Origin of the sequence: Streptomyces sp. ALI-76-A (assembly GCF_030287445.1) — a bacterium.
Classification (GTDB): Bacteria; Actinomycetota; Actinomycetes; order Streptomycetales; family Streptomycetaceae; genus Streptomyces.
The window spans coordinates 2,853,223-2,871,330 of the sequence record NZ_JASVWB010000002.1 but is presented as its reverse complement, the minus strand read 5'-3'; the positions used below and the strand labels follow the sequence as shown (position 1 = coordinate 2,871,330).

The following is an 18,108-nucleotide window of genomic DNA, read 5'->3' as shown; positions in this document are numbered from 1 at the left end:
CCTGAACCCCGGTCTGCCCCACCGGTGTGTCCAGGGGCTGATATGGACGTCAACGGCAAGCGGACAGACACGACCGTGCTGGTCGTGGACGACGTGGCGGCCAGTCGGTACGCCATGGGCGCCGTGCTGCGCCGCGCCGGTCACCAGGTCGTCGCGGTCGCCACCGGCGCCGAGGCACTCGTGGAACTCGACGTGCGGCTGCGCAAGGGCACCCTGCCCGACGTGGCCCTCGTCGACGTGGGCCTGCCGGACATGAGCGGCTTCGAACTGTGCCGCCGGCTCAAGGCCCGGCCGCACATGGCCGGCCTGCCCGTCGTCCACTTCTCGGCCGCCGCCGTGGCCCCCGGCGACCGCTGCCAGGGGCTGGAGGCGGGCGGCGAAGCCTATCTGACGGTGCCCGCCGAGCCCGAGGAGATCGACGCGGTGGTCCGGGCCGCGGTGCGCGCCGCCCGGCTGCGCGCCGACGACCAGGCGCTGGCCCGGCGGCTGACCCTGCTGTCGGAGACGATCGTCACCATCCAGGCGGCACGCTCCCTCCAGGAACTCGCCGACGCCGCCGCCGACGGCACCGCGCGGCTCACCGGCGCTCCCGCCGCCGTCTTCGTCCTCGGCCCCGACGACGAACTGGTACGCGCCACCTCCCGGGACCGCACCTCGCTCGCGCTGCCCGACGAGGGCGCCCACCGGGCCGTGGCCCACCTGCTGCGGCGGCTCACCCGGGGGCAGGCCGGGGTGCAGATCACCACGGTGTCGGCGCCGATGTGGCCCGCCGGGTTCTTCCGGCCCGGCGTGCAGCACGACGCCCGCCTGGTGCTCAACCTCACCCAGGACGGCAACTCCGCGGTGTGCCTGGCCACGCCCACCCGCGGGACGCGCCCGGTGAACCCGGAGGACGAGGCCCTGGTCGCCCGGCTCGCCCAGGCCACCGCGCTGGCCGCCGAGCCGCTGCTCATGTACCAGGTCGAGCGGCACGTCGCCCTCACCCTCCAGCACAGCTTCCTGCCCCAGCCGCACCGGCTGCCCGAGCTGCCGGGCATGGAGGTCGTGGTCCGCTACGTGCCCGCGTCCCGGGACACCGAGATCGGCGGCGACTTCTACGCCGCGCTGCGCACCCCGGGCGGCGTGCTCGCCGCGGTCGGGGACGTGGTCGGGCACTCCCTGGAGGCGGCCACCGTCATGGTCGAGATCCGGCACGCGCTGCGCGCCTACTGCGTCGACGAGAGCGACCCGGCGGTCCTCGCCGCACGTCTCGACCGGATGCTCCAGCACTACCACGCCTACGTCACGGCCACCGTCTGCCTGATCCTGGTCGACCCCGCCACCGGACGCGTCCGCATCGCCAACGCCGGCCACATCCCGCCGCTGATCATCCGGGACACCGGCAGCGCCGACTACGCCAAGGCCGCCGGCCCGCTGCTCGGCCTGGGCCTGCCCCACCCGGAGCCCACCGAGCTGTTCCTCGAGCCCACCGACCGGCTCCTCATGGTCACCGACGGCCTGATCGAGAACCGGGGCACGGACCTGGAGATCTCCATGGAACAGCTCCGCGCGGCGGCTTCCGGCGCCCTGCCCGGACTGGACGCCCTGTGCGACACCCTCCTGGCCTGCTTCGGTCACGACCGTGAGGACGACATCGCCATGCTGGCGCTGCAAGTGAAGAACTAGTGCCGCGGCAGGCAACGTTTGCCCGTCAAGGAGCGGCGTCCGGTGCGTGCTCTCGGCGTGCCGGCCGGAAGCCCTCGTACTGGATGTACTTGGGCTTTCGGCCGGTGCGGCGAGAGGGCGTGCCGGGCGTCGCGACGGGGCGAACGTTGCCTGCCGCGGCACTAGGGTGGCTCCTGTTGACCCCAGGAACAGGAGCCCACATGCCGCAGATCACCGTCGACTACTCCGCCACGATGGCGTCCGCCTTCGACCGGGCCGGTTTCGCCGATGCCCTGCACTCGGCCGTCGTCGAGATCGCGGCGGCGAAGCCGGAGGCGTGCAAGACCCAGTTCCGCGCCTCCGAGTACACGCTGGTCGCTCACGAGGCGGAGGGGCACGCGGTCGTGCACGTGAGCATCGGCCTGCTCGCCGGACGCACCGAGGAGACCAAGTCCAAGCTGACCGAAACCGTGGTGGAGCTGCTCACCCGGCACATCGAGGAGGGCGGCTTCGCCCTGCACGCCTCCGTCGAGGTGCGGGACCTCGACACCTCCTACCGCAAGGTCGACCGCTGACGGTGCCGGTCAGGACGTCAGCGTGAGCAGCCGGGCGGCCAGGTCGCTGAACGGCCCGTCGCCCGGCTCGTCCTTCAGCACGCGGCGCAGCAGCCCGCTCATCTCCTCGTCGTGCGCGGCGCTCACGGCCGCGAGCGCCCCGAAGTCGTGCACGAGCTGCACCTCCAGTTCGGCGCGCGGGATGTGGCGGCCGTCCAGCCAGATCAGCGCCGTCGCCTCGGCGAGCGAGATCCAGGAGCGGACGACCAGTTCCAGCCGCGCGGGCGGGTCCGTCACCCCCAGATGCGCCAGGAGCTGGTCGTAGGCGGCCTGGCGTACGGAGTCGATGAGCGCGTTCGTCGCCGAGACGTTGCCCAGGGAGCGGGGTCCGCCCACGGTGACCGCCGGGCCGCCGCGCATCAGCGCCGAGAAACCGGGTCCGTGGGCGTCGACGAAGTCGAAGTAGCGGCCCATCACCCGCAGCAGCCGCGCCCCGAGCGGACCGTCGTGCGGCTCCACGAACCGGCTCGCCAGATCGTCGGCGGCACGCTTCAACGCGGCTTCGTACAGGCTGAGTTTGCCGGGGAAGTAGTGGTAGACCAGCGGCCGCGAGATACCGGCGGCCGCGGCTATCTCGTCGATGGAGACCTCGTCCGGCGACCGGCCGCTGAACAGCTCCAGGGCGACGCCGATCAGTTGCTGCCGCCGCTCCTCGACACCCATCCTGCGGCGCACCCCGGTAGTCATACGAACACCTTACCGATCGAATCCGGCCTCGAACGGATCGGACCGGCCATCGGTGTTCACCCGTCCCCCACAGGACGCTCACCCGTCCGGGCCTCCGGGACCGGCGACGTCCCTGCCTACGACCGGAGTTGCGGCCCAGCATCGGTCAGCCCAGTCCGTCGACCGCCCGCCCGCTCTGCAAGGTCCCCTTCAGCCCGGCCTTGGCCCCCTGCTCGGTTCTCACGGCCAGCAGGCTGCCCCGCGCGGAGCCGGCCACCCCGCCCGTCGCCGTGATCGACGCGGTGTCCCGGCTGCCGGCCGCCAGCAGGTACCAGGACCCCGCCCCCGACTTCCACAGCACCCCGGCGAGCACGTGCGGGTCGCGCGGACCGCAGGCCGGCACGTTCTCGGCCTTCGCCGCGACCGCCCCGTACGCCCCGCCCGGCGTGTGGAACTGCGCCAGGACGCGTGTCCCGCCGCCCCGCCAGGTCTCGGCCCGGGTGCACACCCACGCCGCCGACCCGCTCGCGTCGGGCAGCGGCTGCGCGGCGAACTCCCAGGTGTTCACGCTCCGCACGCCCGCGGCGCGCACGGCGGACAGGGAGCAGGCGAACGGCGCCCAGACGCGCAGGGCCCGGGCACCGGACGCCTCGCGCGCCGACCCGGGCCGCCCGGTGGTGAGGTGGGCCGGAACCAGCTCGCCCAGGTCGGTCAGCACCCGGGTGCCGGAGGCGTCCGTCAGCTGGAGCACGTTCCACGAGGCGCACGCGCCGGTCCGGACGGCGGGGCTGGCCAGCGGCGCGGTGCGGCCGTCGGTCAGGGTGAGGTCCATCGCGCCGGAGCCCGGCTTCGTCAGGTCCCGCTCGGCCGCCTTCGTCACCCAGGGCGCCGTCAGATAACGGACGTTGCCGTCGGCCCGGCCGAGCACCACCGCGCTCGCCGCGGCGCCGGTCGCGCCGTCCACCCGCGCGAAGTCGAGCGCGGCGCCCTGGGTGCCGTCCTTCGGCTCGGCGTAGCGGACGACGCGCAGACCGTCGTGGAGGATCACCACCCGCGCGGTGTCGACGACCCCCGCGTACAGCAGCTGGGGCGGTCCGGCGGGACCGCCCGACGGGGTGCCCGGGGTCGCGGACACCTGGACGGTCTCGCCGGGGCGGGCCCACACGGCGAGGGCGCGGCGCAGCAGAGCCGTGTCGCCGGTGAGTTCGCCGCGCGCCGGCCACACGGAGAAGTCGGCACGCGTGGCGGACTCCCACGCGGCGGGCGCGACCCGGGTCAGCGTGGCCGGGTCCAGGGCTGCCTGGGCCGCCGGGTTCTGGGCGTACGGCGGGGCGGCGGCGCCGTCGGGGCCCCAGCCGTCACCGGGCAGGCCGAGCAGCGCGCCGCACACGGCGACGGCGGCGGCCGCGGCGAGCGCCGCCTTCATGTGCTGCCTGCGGCGCATCAGGTCGGTGGGCCGGGCCTGGAGCGAACAGGGGTCGAACTCGGGGGAGTCGAGCAGCGCGTACCGCGCGGGTACCTCGTCGGCCTCGTCCAGTGCGGCGTCCACGTCCGCGACGCCCGCGGCCTCCAGTACCTCGCGGACGTCGCCGTCCGGGAGCTTCTCCAGGCCGCGCAGCACATACGCGGCCCGGCCCGCACCGGACAGGGCCGACAGCCTCTGGTCCAGGGCGAGTTCGTCGGCGCCGCCCGAGCGCGGGAACAGCTTGAGGCCCCACACCTGGGGCAGCGGCGGCGGCAGCTGGGACCTCCTGGGCCACATCCGGTGCCTGACCGGCCGGCCCGCCTTCAGCGCCGTACGCAGCACCTGGAGGCGGACCAGGGTGTAGCCCGGGTCGCCGTCGCGGCCGGCCGACTGGGCCGGGATCACGGGCGCGGGCGTCCGGCCGCGGGGCAGCGCGCGTTGGGTGAGGGCGTGCGCGGTCAGGACGCGTCGGCTGCGGCCGAGCCCCGGCGGCAGCACCAGATAGGCGAGCCGGACGAGCCGCGGGTAGTGCTCGACGAGTGCGGCCTCGGCCTGCTCGACATCCACGAGCGGGTCGGACGAGGCGGCGGGTGCGGTGGGCGGGGCGACATCCTGTGACTGCACGTTCAGCAGAACGAGCGAATCGTCCGATGGTCACCGCCACCCGGGGGAATCAGCCCTCCGGCGTGACCAGGGCACGGGCGTAGTCCGCCATCGACCGCCGGTAGCGCGGCAGATGGGGGGCCAGGGCGCCCAGCACGAGGGACAGGCCCTCACGGTCGCGGCCGAGGCTGGACAGGCACAGCGCCAGACACGCCCGTACCGCGTCGTCCAACTCGTCGGACGGGGCGTCCAGTTCGGGCGTCAGCAGCTTGACGCCCTGCTCCGCCTGCCCGATGTTGCGCAGGGAACTGGCGAGCTGGATCCTGGCGCGCCGCCCCTGGTAGCCGCTCAGGCCGAGGGCGAGCGCCTCCCGGTACAGCGGCACGGCCCTGTCGGAGTGGCCGGTCGAGTCCCAGGCGCAGGCCCGCTCGAAGGGGCCGAGCGGGCTGCCGTCCGGCAGTTCGGCGACGAGGGTGTCGATCAGGGCCCGGAACCCGGCCGCGTCCTGTTCGGGGTCGTCGTCGAAGGCGGCCCAGGCGGCGGCCACGCGCTCTTCCCAGTCTCGGTTCACCGGGACACCCTCGCACGGGTGTGCCGGTCGGGGCACCGCATTTTGAGCGGGGCGGGCCCCGGAGCCGTATCGAAGAGGACGGGCCCCTCGCCGGGGTCGGCCGAGGCATGGTCTGATGCGTGCGACTCCGGAGGAACAGATGAGGGTGACCCGACCGACACTCGCTCCGATCGGCGCGGCGCTGCTGGCGCTGGCGCTGGCGGGCTGCGGCTCCGGCGAGGCGAAGGACGCCGTACCCGAGACGGCCACCGGCAGCCTGGAGCATCTGGCGGCCGAGGTGAAGTGCACGCCGAACATGCAGACCGACGCCGACGAGATCCGCCAGGCCGTGTGCAAGAACCCCGACGGCAAGTTCATCCTCGCCACCTTCAGCACCGACCGCGGCCAGCGCGAGTGGATCAACGGGGCGAAGGACTACGGCGGTCACTACCTGGTCGGCCGCAAGTGGGTGGCCGTGGGGGAGACCAGCACCGTGACCGCCCTGCGGGGCACGCTCGGCGGCGACATCGAGGAGGGCACGGACCACTCCGCGCACGAGTCGGGTGAGCCCTCCGACGGCGCCACGCACTCCGCTCACTGACCGGGACCCGCACAGCGGAAAGCCGGCGGTGAGGAAGTCCTCACCGCCGGCTTCCCGTTGCGGGTCACTCAGCGATCACCCAGTGGGTCACTCGGTGATCACTTGCACTTCTTGCCGGTGTTGATGCAGTTGACCATCTTGTTCATCGTGTTCTGCGAGAAGAAGTTGATGAAGTCGTTGTGGTCGGTGATCGGCTTGTGCAGCTGCTCCGGGAAGGAGTCCACCGCGAACGGGTTCACGACCTGGCCGTTCTCGATGGCCGGGGCCGGTACGTCGTAGACCAGACGGACCTGGAGCTGCGGGATCGCCTTGAAGCCGTTGGCGCAGGTGCCGTCGGCCTGGACGAACGACACGTGGGTGCGGTGGTTGGCGCTGTCGATGTTCTGGCCGTCCCAGCAGCTCTGGAAGTTGGAGACGCGGACCACGTCACTGCCCTCGGGGCAGATCGGGTACTTGTCCTTCAGCTGCCGGTCCTCGAAACCGGTGCAGCTCCAGTTGACGTTGGCGTTGGCGAGACCGTTGACGAACGACTTGGCGTCACCGGTGATGATGCGCAGGCCGGTCGGCATGCCGACGACCTTGCTCTTCTTGTTGCCGACGAACTTGAGCTGCGCCTGGACGGGTTCGAGGATCTTGCCGACGTTGCCCTCGGTGCCGCCACCGGCGTTGTTCTGGTCGAAGTCCTGCGTGCCGTCCTGCAGACGCAGCACGGGCCAGAAGTACGACGACTTGTCGCCCTGGTTCTGGCAGCTGGTGTCGGCGGCAGCCAGGTCCTCGTCGCTCGCGAACGCGTCGTTGTTCTGGTTGCCGACGTAGTCGTGCAGGTGGTGCGCGCCGTTGGTGACACCGGGGGCGACGATCACGTTGTCCGTGTTGTGATTGTCGTTGCTGTTGGTGCCACAGACCGTGGTGAAGGTGCCCCGCGAACCGGACCTGCCGTTCGCGGCGAGACCGTTCGCGCCGACGCCCAGCTGGTTGTTGGGCTGGACGGTGGTGATGTCCTGGAAGTCGGCCGCCACCGGGCCGTTGCCGCCCTGACCGCCGTTGCCGGGCTGCTGGCCGCCGTCCTGGCCGCCCTCGTTCTGGCCGCCGTCATCCTGACCGCCGTCCTGGCCGCCGTCGTTCTGACCGCCGTCCTGGTTCTGACCGCCGTCGCCCTCACCGGCGTTGGTCTCCGGAGTGGCGGCCTGCGGGGTGCAGGCGGCGAGCTGGCTCAGGTTCTGTGCCTGTCCGCCGACCCGCTGGATGTTGATCCGGATGCGGTCGATCGTGGCGGCCCGCTTGTCCTTGAGGGGGCCGACGATCGCGTTCTGGACGAAGCCCGGGTCACCTGCCTGGGCCTGGCGCGTGGAAGCGAGCCGGGCGTAGGCCTCGGTGATCTGCTTGTCGAGGTTCGCCAGCTCCTTGTCGACACCTGCGCGGGCCCCGTCGGGCACGCTCGTCAGCTTCTGCCCCACATCCGGGCAGGAGATCGTGGCTATCTGCCCTGCGGCGGCTTTGGTCTGGTTCTGCGACGAGTCGTTGGACTCGTGCGCCGAAGCGTAGAAGTTCGCCCAGATCAGCCCGCCCCCACCGAGCGCTAGGGCCGCCGATGCTGCCACGGCCTTCGTGGCCATCGACGAACGGCGTTTACGTGTGTTGCGTCCCATGGAACTCCTCTGACTTCCTTGCGGGGCAGCATCGAGGCGCCCGACAGGAGTGAAGCGGCTCCCTTCCATACGCGGGGAGTCCCACGGGTGTTCAGCCGTCTCAGAAATTGGTGAGAGTTTCGTACGTCCATGCAGACACAACTACCTCTGTAGTACCCGCAGTTGCTGATCCAACACGGCAGGTGCGAAAAGCGAGGCCCTTTTTCAGCGGTCCTGGTCCAGATAGGCGAGAACCGCCAGGACGCGTCGGTTGTCGTCGTCCGACACCTCCAGGCCCAGTTTGGCGAAGATGTTGGAGGTGTGTTTGGCGATCGCCCGTTCCGTCACGACGAGCTTCTCGGCGATCGCCGCGTTGGTCCGGCCCTGGGCCATCAGCTCCAGCACCTCCCGTTCGCGCGGGGTCAGCCGCCCCAGCGGCCGGTCGTCGGCCGCCCGCCGGGACAACAGCTGCCGGATCACCTGCGGATCCATCGCCGTGCCGCCCGCCGCCACCCGTCGTACGGCGTCCACGAACTGCTCCGCGTCGAAGACCCGGTCCTTGAGCAGATATCCGACCCCGCCGCTGCCGTCGGCGAGCAGCTCGCGCGCGTACAGCTGCTCCACGTGCTGGGACAGCACCAGCACCGGCAGCCCGGGTCTGTTCCGGCGGGCGTCGAGCGCGCACTGCAGACCCTCGTCGGTGTGCGTGGGCGGGAGCCGGACGTCGACCACGGCGACGTCCGGCTCCAGTTCGGCCAGTGCCCGGGCCAGCTCCGGCCCGGTCTCGACCGCGGCGGCGATCTCGAAGTCGTAGGCCTCGAGGAGCCGGACGAGTCCGTCGCGCAGCAGGAACAGGTCTTCGGCTAGGACAACGCGCAAGGGATCTCCATGGTGACCATGGTGGGACCGCCCGCGGGCGAGCTGACGGCCAGGACGCCGTCGAATGTACCCAGTCGCCGTTCGATTCCGGCAAGGCCCGAACCCGCCCCGGTCACCGCGCCGCCGCTGCCGTTGTCGGTGACCGAGATCCGCAGCATGCCCTCGGCCCGCGCGTGGTGCAGGTCGATCCAGATCCGGTCGGCGCCGGAGTGCTTGACCGCGTTGGTCAGCACCTCGCTGACCGCGAAGTACGCCGCCGACTCCACGGGCGCGTCCGGCCGGCTGCTCAGGTCCACCTCCACCTCGGTGGCCACGGGCAGCCGCAACGCCAACGCCCGTACGGCGTCGCCCAGTCCGCGTTCGGCGAGCACCGGCGGGTGGATGCCCCGGACCAGGTCGCGCAGTTCGGCGAGCGCGTCGGCGGAGGACTGACGGGCCTGCGCGAGCAGCCGCCTGGCCTGCTCCGGGTCCTTCTCCAGCAGCACCTCGACGGTGCCGAGGTCCATGCCCATGGCGACCAGCCGGGCTTGCGCCCCGTCGTGCAGGTCCCGTTCGATGCGCCGCAGTTCGGCCGCCGAGGTGTCGACCGCGTCCCGCCGGGTCTCGGTCAGCACCCGCACCCGCTCGGCCAGTTCGCGCTGACCGGAGCCGAGCACGGCCCGGGTCAGCAGGAAGTGTCCCTCCAGCAGCCGCGGGGTGAGGAAGTGCGCGAAGAAGAGCAGGACCAGACCCAGCGCGGCGGCGGCGAACGCGGAGCCCTGCCCGGTCACCGGCACGAACCCGTACCAGTACCCGTCGGGGAAGACCCGCCACAGCCCGGCCGCCAGCGCGAACCCCTCCAGCGGGTAGAGCAGCAGCGCGGCCGGCAGCAGCGCGGTGACGAACCCGGCCGTCATGTCCACCGGCAGCCACCGCAGGTCCCGCCAGGTGGCGGGGTCACGGAGCATCCCGGAGGTGCGCGTCCACGGGTTGGCGTCCTCGGGCAGCGGCCGGTACGCCGACGGGATCCGCACCCCGTACCACTCGGCCGCGAGGACCCGCCGCCAGTCCGCGAACACCCGCACCCCGGTGAGCACCCACGGGGTGGTGACGATCCCGAGGCCGATCGGGATCAGCGCGATCGACACCACGGAGAGCGTGAAGCAGAGCACCGCCCCCGGCAGCACCACCAGCGCCAGGCCCAGTCCCCGCAGCGCCGCCCGTCCGACGCCCCGTACCCGTGCGCTGTCGCCGCCGCTTTTCGTCGCAATGGTCATGACGTCAGTCTGGCCGAGGCGGCGGCGCGGGACACGGGGCCTGGACGCCCGGTCAGGGGGTGGTGCCAGGTACACCCCCACCCGCCGCGAGGACCTTCGCCTCCCGTTCCGGGTCAAGGCCCACCGCCGGCCGGTCCGGGCGCTGCGGCGGCACGCCGCCGATGTCCCGCAGCCACCGCCAGGTGTCGGCCACGGTGTCCTCGACCGGACGGCAGCGCAGACCCGCCGCGAGCGCCCGGGAGACGTCCGCGCCGTGCACGGAGGCGTGCCCCTCGCTGTCCGGCGGCAGCCACACCGGCAGGTGCAGCCACGGCTCGATGCCCGCGTCGAGGATCGTCTCCGGGGCGGTCCAGCGCGGCTCGGCGGGCGCGCCGGTGACGGCCAGGCACGCGTCGAGCAGCGAGCCCATGGTGGCGTGTCCCGGCGGGCCGACGAGGTTGTACGGCCCGCTCGTCCTCCGCTCCACCGAGTCCAGGATCCACTCGGCGAGGTCACGGACATCGACGTACTGGAGGGGCAACGCGCGCGGGCCGGGGGCGAGGAAGGGCCCGCCGCGGGCGATCCGGTTCAGCCACCACGGCAGCCGGCCGATGTTCTCGTACGGCCCGAGGATCAGGCCCGCCCGCACCAGCAGGGAGCGGTCCGCGCCGAACGCCCCGACGGCCGCCAGCTCGCCGCCCCGCTTGTCCCGGGCGTAGTCGGTCGGTCCGGCGTCGGCGGACGCGTCCTGCACCAGCGGCGCGTCCTCGGTGTACCCGGCGCGCCGGGGCCAGGCGTACACCGAGCAGCTCGACACGTACACGTACCGGCCGGCGCGGTCCCGCAGCAGCTGCGCCGCGTCCCGTACCGCCCGGGGCGCCGCCGACCAGGTGTCGACGACGGCGTCCCAGTCGCCGTCGGCCCCGTCCAGGGCGGCGAGTCCGTCGGGCGCGGTGCGGTCGCCGCGCAGCGACCGCACACCGGCGGGTGGTTCGTGGCGTCCCCGGTGGAACACCGTCACGTCCCAGCCGCGCCCGAGGGCGGCCTCCGCGACGGCCCGTCCGGCGAACTCGGTCCCGCCCAGCAGCAGAAGTCTCATGCCGACGACTCTGCCCGGTCCGGCCGCGGGCGGGAACCGGGGTCTGCTGTCGGCAGACGGTCAGTGTCCGGCCGGCGGCGCGTACTTGTAGCCGACCCGCCGCACCGTCTGGATCGCCCGTCGGTGCTCGGAGCCCAGCTTGCGGCGCAGCCGGGCGATGTGGACGTCGACGGTACGGCCGTCGCCCACATGTCCGTAGCCCCACACCGTGCCGACCAGCTGGTCGCGGGTGTGCACCCGGTGCGGGTGCGTGACGAGGTGCGCGAGGAGCTCGAACTCCAGGTAGGTCAGGTCCAGTTCACGCCCGTCCACGGCGGCGGTACGGCGCACGGTGTCGACCCGCACGAGCGGCTCGACCGGGTCGAGGGCCTTCTCGTCGGTCTCCGGCGCGGTCGCCGCGAGCGGCAGGCCGGGCACCGCGGCCGGCGGGAACGGTGGCTGCTGGCCGGCCGGCACGAGCACCAGGTAGCCGACCATCGGCGGCCGGCCCGGCAGCGTGGGCAGGGTGTGCGGGGGAGCGGGCAGCCAGGTGGCACCCGGCGGCAGGAAGTCCGCGATCTCGACCACCTCGTCCCGGTCGACGGCGCGCAGACGGTGCCGGGCGGAGCCGTCGGCCGGGGCGGACGAGCCGGTGCGGGGGGCGGTGGAGAGGGAACGAGTGGTCGCCATGAGACGTCAGCTCTTTCGCGCGAGAGGCGGGTCGGGGAGGTCGACGACCCGGCTTCGTGGTCGGGCTCGTCGAGGACCTACGTCTTTTCGCGCCGGCCGAAGGCCGGGGTGAACGGCTTTAGAGGGCCGGCGCGTTCATCGCGCGGCAACACACCCGGTCGAAGTCGTGGTGCTGACGGGAGGGCCAGAAGGGCTCGAGGTCATGGCGACCTGTCGCGGTGTGCTTCTGGATGCCGACCATGGCCCCATTGAAGCAGACACCGGCCGCCACCAGGACCCTCCTCTCACACCTCGGACACCTGCCTGGCGTGCGGCCGACGGTGCCGGCCTCATCCCACCAGGCGTTTGTGCCAGGTCAGGTCCGTGACCGAGAGGGCGGTGTCCGGGCGGCCGTCCCACTGGGCGGACAGCCCGGCGGCGCGGAGCGCGGCGACGACCTCGTGTCCGACGCTGGTGGTGGTGCCGTCCGTGCCGTCGAAGCCGCCGTAGTGGAGCGCCAGGCCTTGCCCTTCGGCCACGCTCTCGGTGGACTGCTGGTGGAAGAAGACGAAGCCCCGCGCGCCCTCGCCCTCCGCGCCTATCTCGGCCATGCCGCACCTGCGGCAGCAGGCGAAGTGCTCCCGGGCCGTGATGCCGGCCGCGTCGAGCGCCTCGAAGGCGCGGGTGAGCCGCTCGGGGTCGGTGACACCCCGCCAGGTCTCCTGCTCGGCCAGCCGCTCCCGCCACAGCCGGTCCACCAGCCGCCGGGCCTGGGCCCCGGAGACCGGCCGCCGGTCACCCTCGGCCAGGTACTCCTCGGCGAGCCCGGCCAGTTCCCGCCGGCTGTCGTAGCCGCCGCGCAGCCGCGTCCGGACCCGCGCCTCGACCTTCTCCCGCACCGCGTCCGGCAGTTCGGGGACCTCCTCGCGCGGTCCGAGGTCGACCGGCTCCCACCCGACGCCCGCGTCCCAGCCGGCCTCCTGGAGCGCCCAGCCGGTCAGGAGCCCGGCCACCCGGCCGGGGTCGGTCAGGTTCACCCCGTGGAACCCGTCCTCACCGAGCCGGTGCTCCAGCCGGTAGTCCCCGCCCTCCTCGTGCCACACCTGGGCGAACACGTCCGGGATGTCGGGGATCCGCTGGACGGTCAGAAAGCGGTCCCCGGCGCCCCCGATCCGGCCCACCAGCTCCCGCAGCCGCGCCGCCGAAATCCGGGCGTGTGTCTGCCAGTTCTCCGTCTGCACCTTGACGGCCAGACGGCCGGCCGGGTCCCCGTCGATCTCCATGTCCCCACGATGACACGCCCCACCGACAACGCGAGGGGGCGCCCGCCGGTATGGCGGGCGCCCCCTCGGAAGAAGCGGCTGGACGGATCAGACCTGTCCGGCCTTCTCCAGCGCGGTGCAGCAGGTGTCGACGATCAGCCGCGTCACCAGGTACGGGTCCACGTTGGCGTTCGGGCGGCGGTCCTCGATGTAGCCCTTGCCGTCCTTCTCGACCTGCCACGGGATGCGGACCGAGGCGCCACGGTTGGAGACGCCGTAGCTGTACTCGTTCCACGGGGCGGTCTCGTGCAGACCGGTCAGGCGGTCGTCGATGCCGGCGCCGTAGTTCTTGACGTGGTCGAGCGGCTTGGAGCCCTCACCGAGCGACTCGGCGGCGGTGATGATCGCCTCGTACGTCTCGCGCATCGCCTTGGTGGAGAAGTTGGTGTGCGCGCCGGCGCCGTTCCAGTCGCCCTTGACCGGCTTCGGGTCCAGGGTGGCGGCGACGCCGAAGTCCTCGGCGGTGCGGTAGAGCAGCCAGCGGGCCACCCACAGGTGGTCGGAGACCTCCAGCGGGGAGACCGGGCCGACCTGGAACTCCCACTGGCCGGGCATGACCTCGGCGTTGATGCCGGAGATGGCGAGGCCCGCCTTGAGGCAGTTGTCGAGGTGCGCCTCGACGATGTCACGGCCGAAGATCTCGTCGGCGCCGACACCGCAGTAGTAGCCGCCCTGCGGGGCCGGGAAGCCGCCCTTGGGGAAGCCGAGCGGGTAGCCGTCCTTGAAGAACGTGTACTCCTGCTCGATGCCGAAGATGGGCTCCTGCGCGGCGAACTTCTCGGCGACCTCGGTCAGCGCGGCACGGGTGTTGGACTCGTGCGGCGTCATGTCGATGTTGAGGACCTCGCACAGCACGAGGATGTCGTCGCCGCCGCGGATCGGGTCCGGGCAGGAGAAGACCGGCTTGAGGACACGGTCCGAGGAGTGCCCCTCGGCCTGGTTCGTGGAGGACCCGTCGAAGCCCCAGATTCCCAGCTCGGCACCCTTGGCGTCGTCCGCCAGGATCTTCGTCTTGGAGCGGAGCTTGGCGGTCGGCTGGGTGCCGTCGATCCAGATGTACTCAGCCTTGAAGGTCACGGGCCACTTCCTTCGGGGGTGGGTCAGACGCACGTGCGGGTGCTGCGGCGCTACGGCACTGGGGCGCCGCGGTGGATGCCCGGCAGCCTGCCAACAGGCGATTTCCCGATCATTGCCCGAATGTGAACCCGGTGTTACCTGGTGGTGCTGTGTCGCGATTCACTGTGTGAGGGCGCCGCCACGGGCCGGGAGTCCGCTGTCCGCGCTCACGGACGCGGGCTCGCGTGTGCGCGCACGACGGCTCGTATGCGATGTGCGTGAGGGGCCGGCGCGGGGGCAGGACCCCGCGGGCGCCACGGGCCCCGGACATGCCGGTTCGGCTGTTCGTGGCCGCGAACAGCCGAACCTGTGACACGTACGAGGTGACGGCCCGGGGCGGGTGAGCAGCTGCCGCGTACCGGGACAGCGGTCCTGCCGGACGTGTCCCCACACGCCGCCGCACGCCGCGCCCTCCGGACGGGCCGTCGCCTCAGCGGGTTCCTACGCGAACGGCGTCACCCCACCTTCTCGATCACGGCCCGGCGGATCAGGAACTTGCCGGGCTCACGCACCTGTTCGAAGGCCGCGTTGTTCAGCAGTGCGCAGCTGCCGGAGACCGAGGTGACCTCCACCGTCGTGGACTTGTTGTTGTCCAGGTTGGTGACCTTCAGCCTGGTGCCCGCCGGGAACTGGTTGCTGGACGCGGCCGGGGCGCCGCCCTCACCGGACAGGGTGATGGTCGAGCCGTTGCACACCTGCTGCCCGGTGGCCGCGCCGCCTCCCGCCGCGGGGGGCGGCGAGGCGGCGGGGGCGCTCGGCGCGGGCTGCGCGGCCTGGGGAGGCTGGGCGGTCTGCGAGGGCTGGGCGGTCTGCGGGGGCTGTGCCGCCTGGGAGTCCTGAGCCGACTCCCCGACGACGCACCCGGACGCCTCCTGCTGGCGCTCGATCTGCGCGATGACCGCCTCGCGGTTGGCGACCCTGGCCGCGGACTGCGCGTCCGGAGCGGCCCGTTGGTCGGCGATGAACTTCTGGTTGTTGCCGAGGGCGGTGGCGAGTCCCTGACAGACGGTCGACTCCGCCGCGGACTGCGGACCCGCGGCGTTCGAGGTGCTCGCCATGACGAAGGCACCGCCTCCCGCCACCGCCGCCGCGCTGACCAGCAGCGCGATCTTCTTCTTCGTACCGAGGGTTCTCCTGCGCGACATGCGCGACTCCTGAGTGGTCGGGGAGCGTACGCCGCTATGTACGAGATACCGAACGATGCTGCTCAGTGGTGACAGGAGTCACTGAAGTTACCTGCGTCACACGGGAGTCGGGGCTACCGGTACTGGGGGCGACCGCCCTGGCTCCCTCCTCCGGCCTGGGGGCTAACGGGACAAGGCGTCCCGTACGGCCTCGTCGGTCCGGGCCACCACCGCCGTTCCGTCGTCCGCCGTGATGATCGGCCGCTGGATCAGCTTCGGATGCGCGGCGAGTGCCTCGATCCAGCGGTCCCGCGCGCTCGCGTCCCGCGGCCACGCCTTGAGGCCGAGTTCCTTGGCGACGGCCTCCTGGGTGCGCGTGATGTCCCAGGGTTCCAGGCCCAGACGGTCCAGTACGTCCCGGATCTCGTCCTCGCCCGGTACGTCCTCCAGGTAGCGGCGGACGGTGTAGTCCGCGCCCTCGGCGTCCAGCAGGGAGAGCGCGCTGCGGCACTTGGAACAGGCCGGGTTGATCCAGATTTCCATGCCGTCCACGGTACGCGAGAACCCGTTCTCCACCTGCGTCACACCACCCCCGAAAGCCCTTGTGGCCAGGGGCTTTTGTCAGTGGCGGGCAGTAGAATAGAAGCAGTGTTCGAGGGTGTTGCCGGGGTCGCCGAAGTCCCCGGCGTGACGCCCTGACCGCGACAGGAGGATGCCTGTGCCCGCTGCCGCACTGAAGCCGAAGCCGCTGCCGACCCAGTCCACCGCGAAGCGTCCCGTTCTGCTCGATCTGCCGTACGAGCCGGTGGAGAAGCGGCCGTTGCCGCCGGGACGCCCGCGTGAGTGGTACGTGAGCCACAACCGTCGTCTCAAGGCGATGCGCCTCGCCATCGCCCTGCTCGACTCGGGCGTGTACCTGCCCAACCAGGCCCGCGACGAGACGATCCGGGACGCCGCCGAGATGATCGGTGTCCATCCGCCGTCGGACACGACGTGTCACATGGTGCGGGCGCTGATGCGCTACTCGAGGTGAGCCACGGCGCCGGGCGCCCCGCCCCACCGGGCTCCCGGCGCCCGCGCGCCCCCGACGGAGGGCACCGCCCCCGGAGTCGGGCCCGCACCGGCCGGGGTCGGTCCGCGCCCTCCGCCGGGGGCCACGCCTGCTCCGGCGGCCTTCCGCTCTCGGGAAGGGCCACGCCTGCTCCGGCGGTCGATCGCCCTGCGGGCCGGTCCGCGCGTCCTCCGGGATCGCCTCACGCCCTTTCACGTAGCGGACCCGCGCCGTTCGGCGGCTGGTCGCGCCCTCTCCCGCGGCGGACCCGCGCCTCCGACGGCTGATCGCACGCTCTCCGGGGCCTTCCGCCTTCTGGAGGGGCGCGCTTGCTCCGGTGGCCGCTCGCCCTGGGGTGGCGGGTCGGCGCCCTTCGCTGGGCTCGCGCCCTGAGGCGGTCGCGCCCTCTCCGGCTGCCGACCGCCCTCCAGGATCGGTCACGCCCTCTCGGGTGGCGGGTCGGCGTCCTGGAACGGCGGGCATGCTCCTCCGGCGGGCGACCGCCTTCCGGTGGCGGCCACGCGTCCTCCGGTGCCCGTCCCGCCCCTACCGTGCCAACTCCTTCTCCACCGGTGTCCGGAAACGCGGCGTCACTCGCGTCGTCCCCACCCACTCCCGCAACCGCTCCGCCTCCGCCGCGATCGCCGCCTCCGCGTCCCGCCCGACCCCGTCCGGGGCGAGGATCCGCCAGACGATCTCTCCGTCCGGGCGCTGGGCCCACCCGCCCACCACCCGCCCGTTCCACCACACCGTCGGCCCCACGTTGCCGCTGTAGTCGAACAGGGCGGGCCGCAACTCCGGTGCCAGGTACCAGTCCCGCTGCTGCCAGCCCATCGCCGTCGGATCGAGCGCCGGGAGCAGCGCGGCCCACGGTTCGGCCGGCTCCGCCACCGGCCCGACGTCGCCGTCGACGACGTGGCCCGTGCCCTCGTCCAGGGACACCGACCGCGCTCCGATCGCCGCCAACGCCCGGCGGACGTCGGTCACCTTCCACCCCGTCCACCACTTCAGGTCGGCCTCCGTGGCGGGTCCGCACACGGTGAGCCACCGCTCGAGGAGCGCGGCCTGCGCCTCGGCCGGGTCCAGTTCGGGGTGGGCCGGCGCCACCGCCCAGCGGAACTGACTGGACGTCCAGGAGCCGAGCGGCCGGCCGCGGACGACCCTGCCCTCGACGCCGAGCACCCTCAGCAGGCGGGTCGAGACGGTGTGCACGCCCGCGTAGCTCTTCCCGGCCGCGTACGCGAACTGCTCCCGCAGGCGCGGCTCGTCCCGGGCGAGTTCCGCCGCCGTCGCCTGTCCGCGCCGGGACAGCGCGGCCAGTGCCGACTCCTCGACCTCCTTGAGCCAGGCCGCGTCCGGCGCCCCGGCCGCCGCCATGTCCTTCAGCAGCGCGGCCCGCTCCCGCGCGGCGACCGTGAGCCCGGTCGAGGCGTGCACGACCGCGGTCAGCTCCGTCGGGAACACGAAGACCGTGTGTCGCATGCCGTGCATCCGGACCAGCGTGCGGTCCTCGTACAAGGCCCGGCCGGTCTGCGGAACCGTCCCCGCCGGATCCACCAGCCGCGCCCCCACCGCGAGGTACACCGTCGCCGGGTCCGAGCCGTGCAGGGCGACCAGGGAGCCGGCGACCTCCTCCGGCCCCGCCGCTCGCGCCGCTCCGGCCAGCCGGTGCCGCAGCGCGAGCCGCGCCCGCCGCTCCGCCACGCCGATGTACCGCGCCTCGTCACCCATGCCGGCCTCCTCATCCCTCACGCCTCCGTGCGGGAATCCTCCCGGACACCACTGACAATCGGACGCCGCCGAGATCCGGCCGCCGAGATCCGGTCGCCGAGATCCGCCCGCCTGGACCCGGCCGCCGGACCC

Annotated in this window: 17 protein-coding genes; 4 read left to right on the top strand and 13 right to left on the bottom strand. The window is 72.8% G+C overall.

From position 1 onward, the window contains the following. Positions 1-42 precede the first annotated feature (42 nt). Positions 43-1,665, top strand: coding sequence for a fused response regulator/phosphatase (locus QQS16_RS13905; RefSeq protein ID WP_286061972.1), 1,623 nt, complete (start codon positions 43-45; stop codon positions 1,663-1,665). Positions 1,666-1,865: 200 nt separating this feature from the next. Beyond that, positions 1,866-2,219 (top strand): 5-carboxymethyl-2-hydroxymuconate Delta-isomerase, encoded by a 354-nt coding sequence (locus tag QQS16_RS13900; RefSeq protein WP_286061971.1) that lies wholly within the window; start codon positions 1,866-1,868, stop codon positions 2,217-2,219. Positions 2,220-2,228: 9 nt separating this feature from the next. Here the strand turns inward: QQS16_RS13900 and QQS16_RS13895 are convergent, their stop codons facing one another. The 3 genes from QQS16_RS13895 to QQS16_RS13885 form a co-directional block, all read right to left on the bottom strand. Next, positions 2,229-2,945 carry a TetR/AcrR family transcriptional regulator gene (locus tag QQS16_RS13895; protein ID WP_286061970.1) on the bottom strand — a complete coding sequence of 239 codons (717 nt, stop codon included), beginning with the start codon at positions 2,943-2,945 and terminating at the stop codon, positions 2,229-2,231. 145 nt (positions 2,946-3,090) lie between these two features. Further along, positions 3,091-5,013, bottom strand: coding sequence for an amino acid adenylation domain-containing protein (locus QQS16_RS13890; RefSeq protein WP_286061969.1), 1,923 nt, complete (start codon positions 5,011-5,013; stop codon positions 3,091-3,093). Positions 5,014-5,062: 49 nt separating this feature from the next. After that, positions 5,063-5,563 carry a tetratricopeptide repeat protein gene (locus QQS16_RS13885; protein WP_286061968.1) on the bottom strand — a complete coding sequence of 167 codons (501 nt, stop codon included), beginning with the start codon at positions 5,561-5,563 and terminating at the stop codon, positions 5,063-5,065. 139 nt (positions 5,564-5,702) lie between these two features. Here QQS16_RS13885 and QQS16_RS13880 point away from each other — a divergent pair, with 139 nt between their 5' ends. Next, positions 5,703-6,143: a hypothetical protein gene (locus QQS16_RS13880; RefSeq protein WP_286061967.1), complete on the top strand. Its 441-nt coding sequence runs from the start codon at positions 5,703-5,705 to the stop codon at positions 6,141-6,143. A gap of 98 nt (positions 6,144-6,241) precedes the next feature. On the opposite strand, the gene QQS16_RS13875 is transcribed toward QQS16_RS13880, so the two are convergent. The 9 genes from QQS16_RS13875 to QQS16_RS13835 all read right to left on the bottom strand — a co-directional run bounded on the left by QQS16_RS13875 (position 6,242) and on the right by QQS16_RS13835 (position 15,737). After that, a complete protein-coding gene (locus QQS16_RS13875; RefSeq protein WP_286061966.1) occupies positions 6,242-7,792 on the bottom strand; it encodes a DUF1996 domain-containing protein in 1,551 nt (516 codons plus the stop codon). Between the two features lie 204 nt (positions 7,793-7,996). Then, positions 7,997-8,650 (bottom strand): LuxR C-terminal-related transcriptional regulator, encoded by a 654-nt coding sequence (locus QQS16_RS13870; protein WP_286061965.1) that lies wholly within the window; start codon positions 8,648-8,650, stop codon positions 7,997-7,999. Then, entirely contained in the window at positions 8,635-9,906 is a 1,272-nt protein-coding gene (locus QQS16_RS13865; protein WP_286061964.1) for a sensor histidine kinase, read from the bottom strand. Before QQS16_RS13865 ends, QQS16_RS13870 begins: the two co-directional genes overlap by 16 nt. A 52-nt stretch (positions 9,907-9,958) precedes the next feature. After that, positions 9,959-10,984, bottom strand: a complete 1,026-nt coding sequence (locus QQS16_RS13860; RefSeq protein WP_286061963.1) for an NAD-dependent epimerase/dehydratase family protein — start codon at positions 10,982-10,984, stop codon at positions 9,959-9,961. Positions 10,985-11,044: 60 nt separating this feature from the next. Continuing rightward, on the bottom strand, positions 11,045-11,653 hold the full coding sequence (locus tag QQS16_RS13855; RefSeq protein WP_286061962.1) for a winged helix-turn-helix domain-containing protein: 609 nt from the start codon (positions 11,651-11,653) through the stop codon (positions 11,045-11,047). 329 nt (positions 11,654-11,982) lie between these two features. Further along, positions 11,983-12,915, bottom strand: a complete 933-nt coding sequence (locus QQS16_RS13850) for a DUF6891 domain-containing protein (protein WP_286061961.1) — start codon at positions 12,913-12,915, stop codon at positions 11,983-11,985. A gap of 87 nt (positions 12,916-13,002) precedes the next feature. Further along, positions 13,003-14,031, bottom strand: coding sequence for a glutamine synthetase (gene glnII / locus QQS16_RS13845; protein WP_286061960.1), 1,029 nt, complete (start codon positions 14,029-14,031; stop codon positions 13,003-13,005). 494 nt (positions 14,032-14,525) lie between these two features. Beyond that, positions 14,526-15,215 carry an SCO2207 family protein gene (locus QQS16_RS13840; protein ID WP_286061959.1) on the bottom strand — a complete coding sequence of 230 codons (690 nt, stop codon included), beginning with the start codon at positions 15,213-15,215 and terminating at the stop codon, positions 14,526-14,528. A gap of 162 nt (positions 15,216-15,377) precedes the next feature. After that, the gene (locus QQS16_RS13835) at positions 15,378-15,737 is read right to left on the bottom strand and encodes an arsenate reductase family protein (RefSeq protein WP_286061958.1); all 360 of its coding nucleotides are present in this window, start codon (positions 15,735-15,737) and stop codon (positions 15,378-15,380) included. A 175-nt stretch (positions 15,738-15,912) separates the two neighbouring features. On the opposite strand from QQS16_RS13835, the gene QQS16_RS13830 reads away from it, so the two are divergent. Next, entirely contained in the window at positions 15,913-16,227 is a 315-nt protein-coding gene (locus QQS16_RS13830; protein WP_286061957.1) for a hypothetical protein, read from the top strand. 564 nt (positions 16,228-16,791) lie between these two features. Here QQS16_RS13830 and QQS16_RS13825 read toward each other — a convergent pair. Further along, positions 16,792-17,976 (bottom strand): winged helix DNA-binding domain-containing protein, encoded by a 1,185-nt coding sequence (locus QQS16_RS13825; protein ID WP_286061956.1) that lies wholly within the window; start codon positions 17,974-17,976, stop codon positions 16,792-16,794. Between the last annotated feature and the right edge of the window lie 132 nt (positions 17,977-18,108).

Excerpts from the sequence above, each read along its gene's own strand:
- QQS16_RS13900 (WP_286061971.1), top strand. The coding sequence starts at position 1,866 with ATGCCGCAGATCACCGTCGACTACTCCGCCACGATGGCGTCCGCCTTC.
- QQS16_RS13860 (WP_286061963.1), bottom strand. The coding sequence starts at position 10,984 with ATGAGACTTCTGCTGCTGGGCGGGACCGAGTTCGCCGGACGGGCCGTC.
- QQS16_RS13825 (WP_286061956.1), bottom strand. The coding sequence starts at position 17,976 with ATGGGTGACGAGGCGCGGTACATCGGCGTGGCGGAGCGGCGGGCGCGG.
- QQS16_RS13855 (WP_286061962.1), bottom strand. The coding sequence starts at position 11,653 with ATGGCGACCACTCGTTCCCTCTCCACCGCCCCCCGCACCGGCTCGTCC.
- QQS16_RS13880 (WP_286061967.1), top strand. The coding sequence starts at position 5,703 with ATGAGGGTGACCCGACCGACACTCGCTCCGATCGGCGCGGCGCTGCTG.
- QQS16_RS13895 (WP_286061970.1), bottom strand. The coding sequence starts at position 2,945 with ATGACTACCGGGGTGCGCCGCAGGATGGGTGTCGAGGAGCGGCGGCAG.
- QQS16_RS13835 (WP_286061958.1), bottom strand. The coding sequence starts at position 15,737 with ATGGAAATCTGGATCAACCCGGCCTGTTCCAAGTGCCGCAGCGCGCTC.
- QQS16_RS13865 (WP_286061964.1), bottom strand. The coding sequence starts at position 9,906 with ATGACCATTGCGACGAAAAGCGGCGGCGACAGCGCACGGGTACGGGGC.
- QQS16_RS13840 (WP_286061959.1), bottom strand. The coding sequence starts at position 15,215 with ATGTCGCGCAGGAGAACCCTCGGTACGAAGAAGAAGATCGCGCTGCTG.
- QQS16_RS13905 (WP_286061972.1), top strand. The coding sequence starts at position 43 with ATGGACGTCAACGGCAAGCGGACAGACACGACCGTGCTGGTCGTGGAC.
- QQS16_RS13875 (WP_286061966.1), bottom strand. The coding sequence starts at position 7,792 with ATGGGACGCAACACACGTAAACGCCGTTCGTCGATGGCCACGAAGGCC.
- QQS16_RS13850 (WP_286061961.1), bottom strand. The coding sequence starts at position 12,915 with ATGGAGATCGACGGGGACCCGGCCGGCCGTCTGGCCGTCAAGGTGCAG.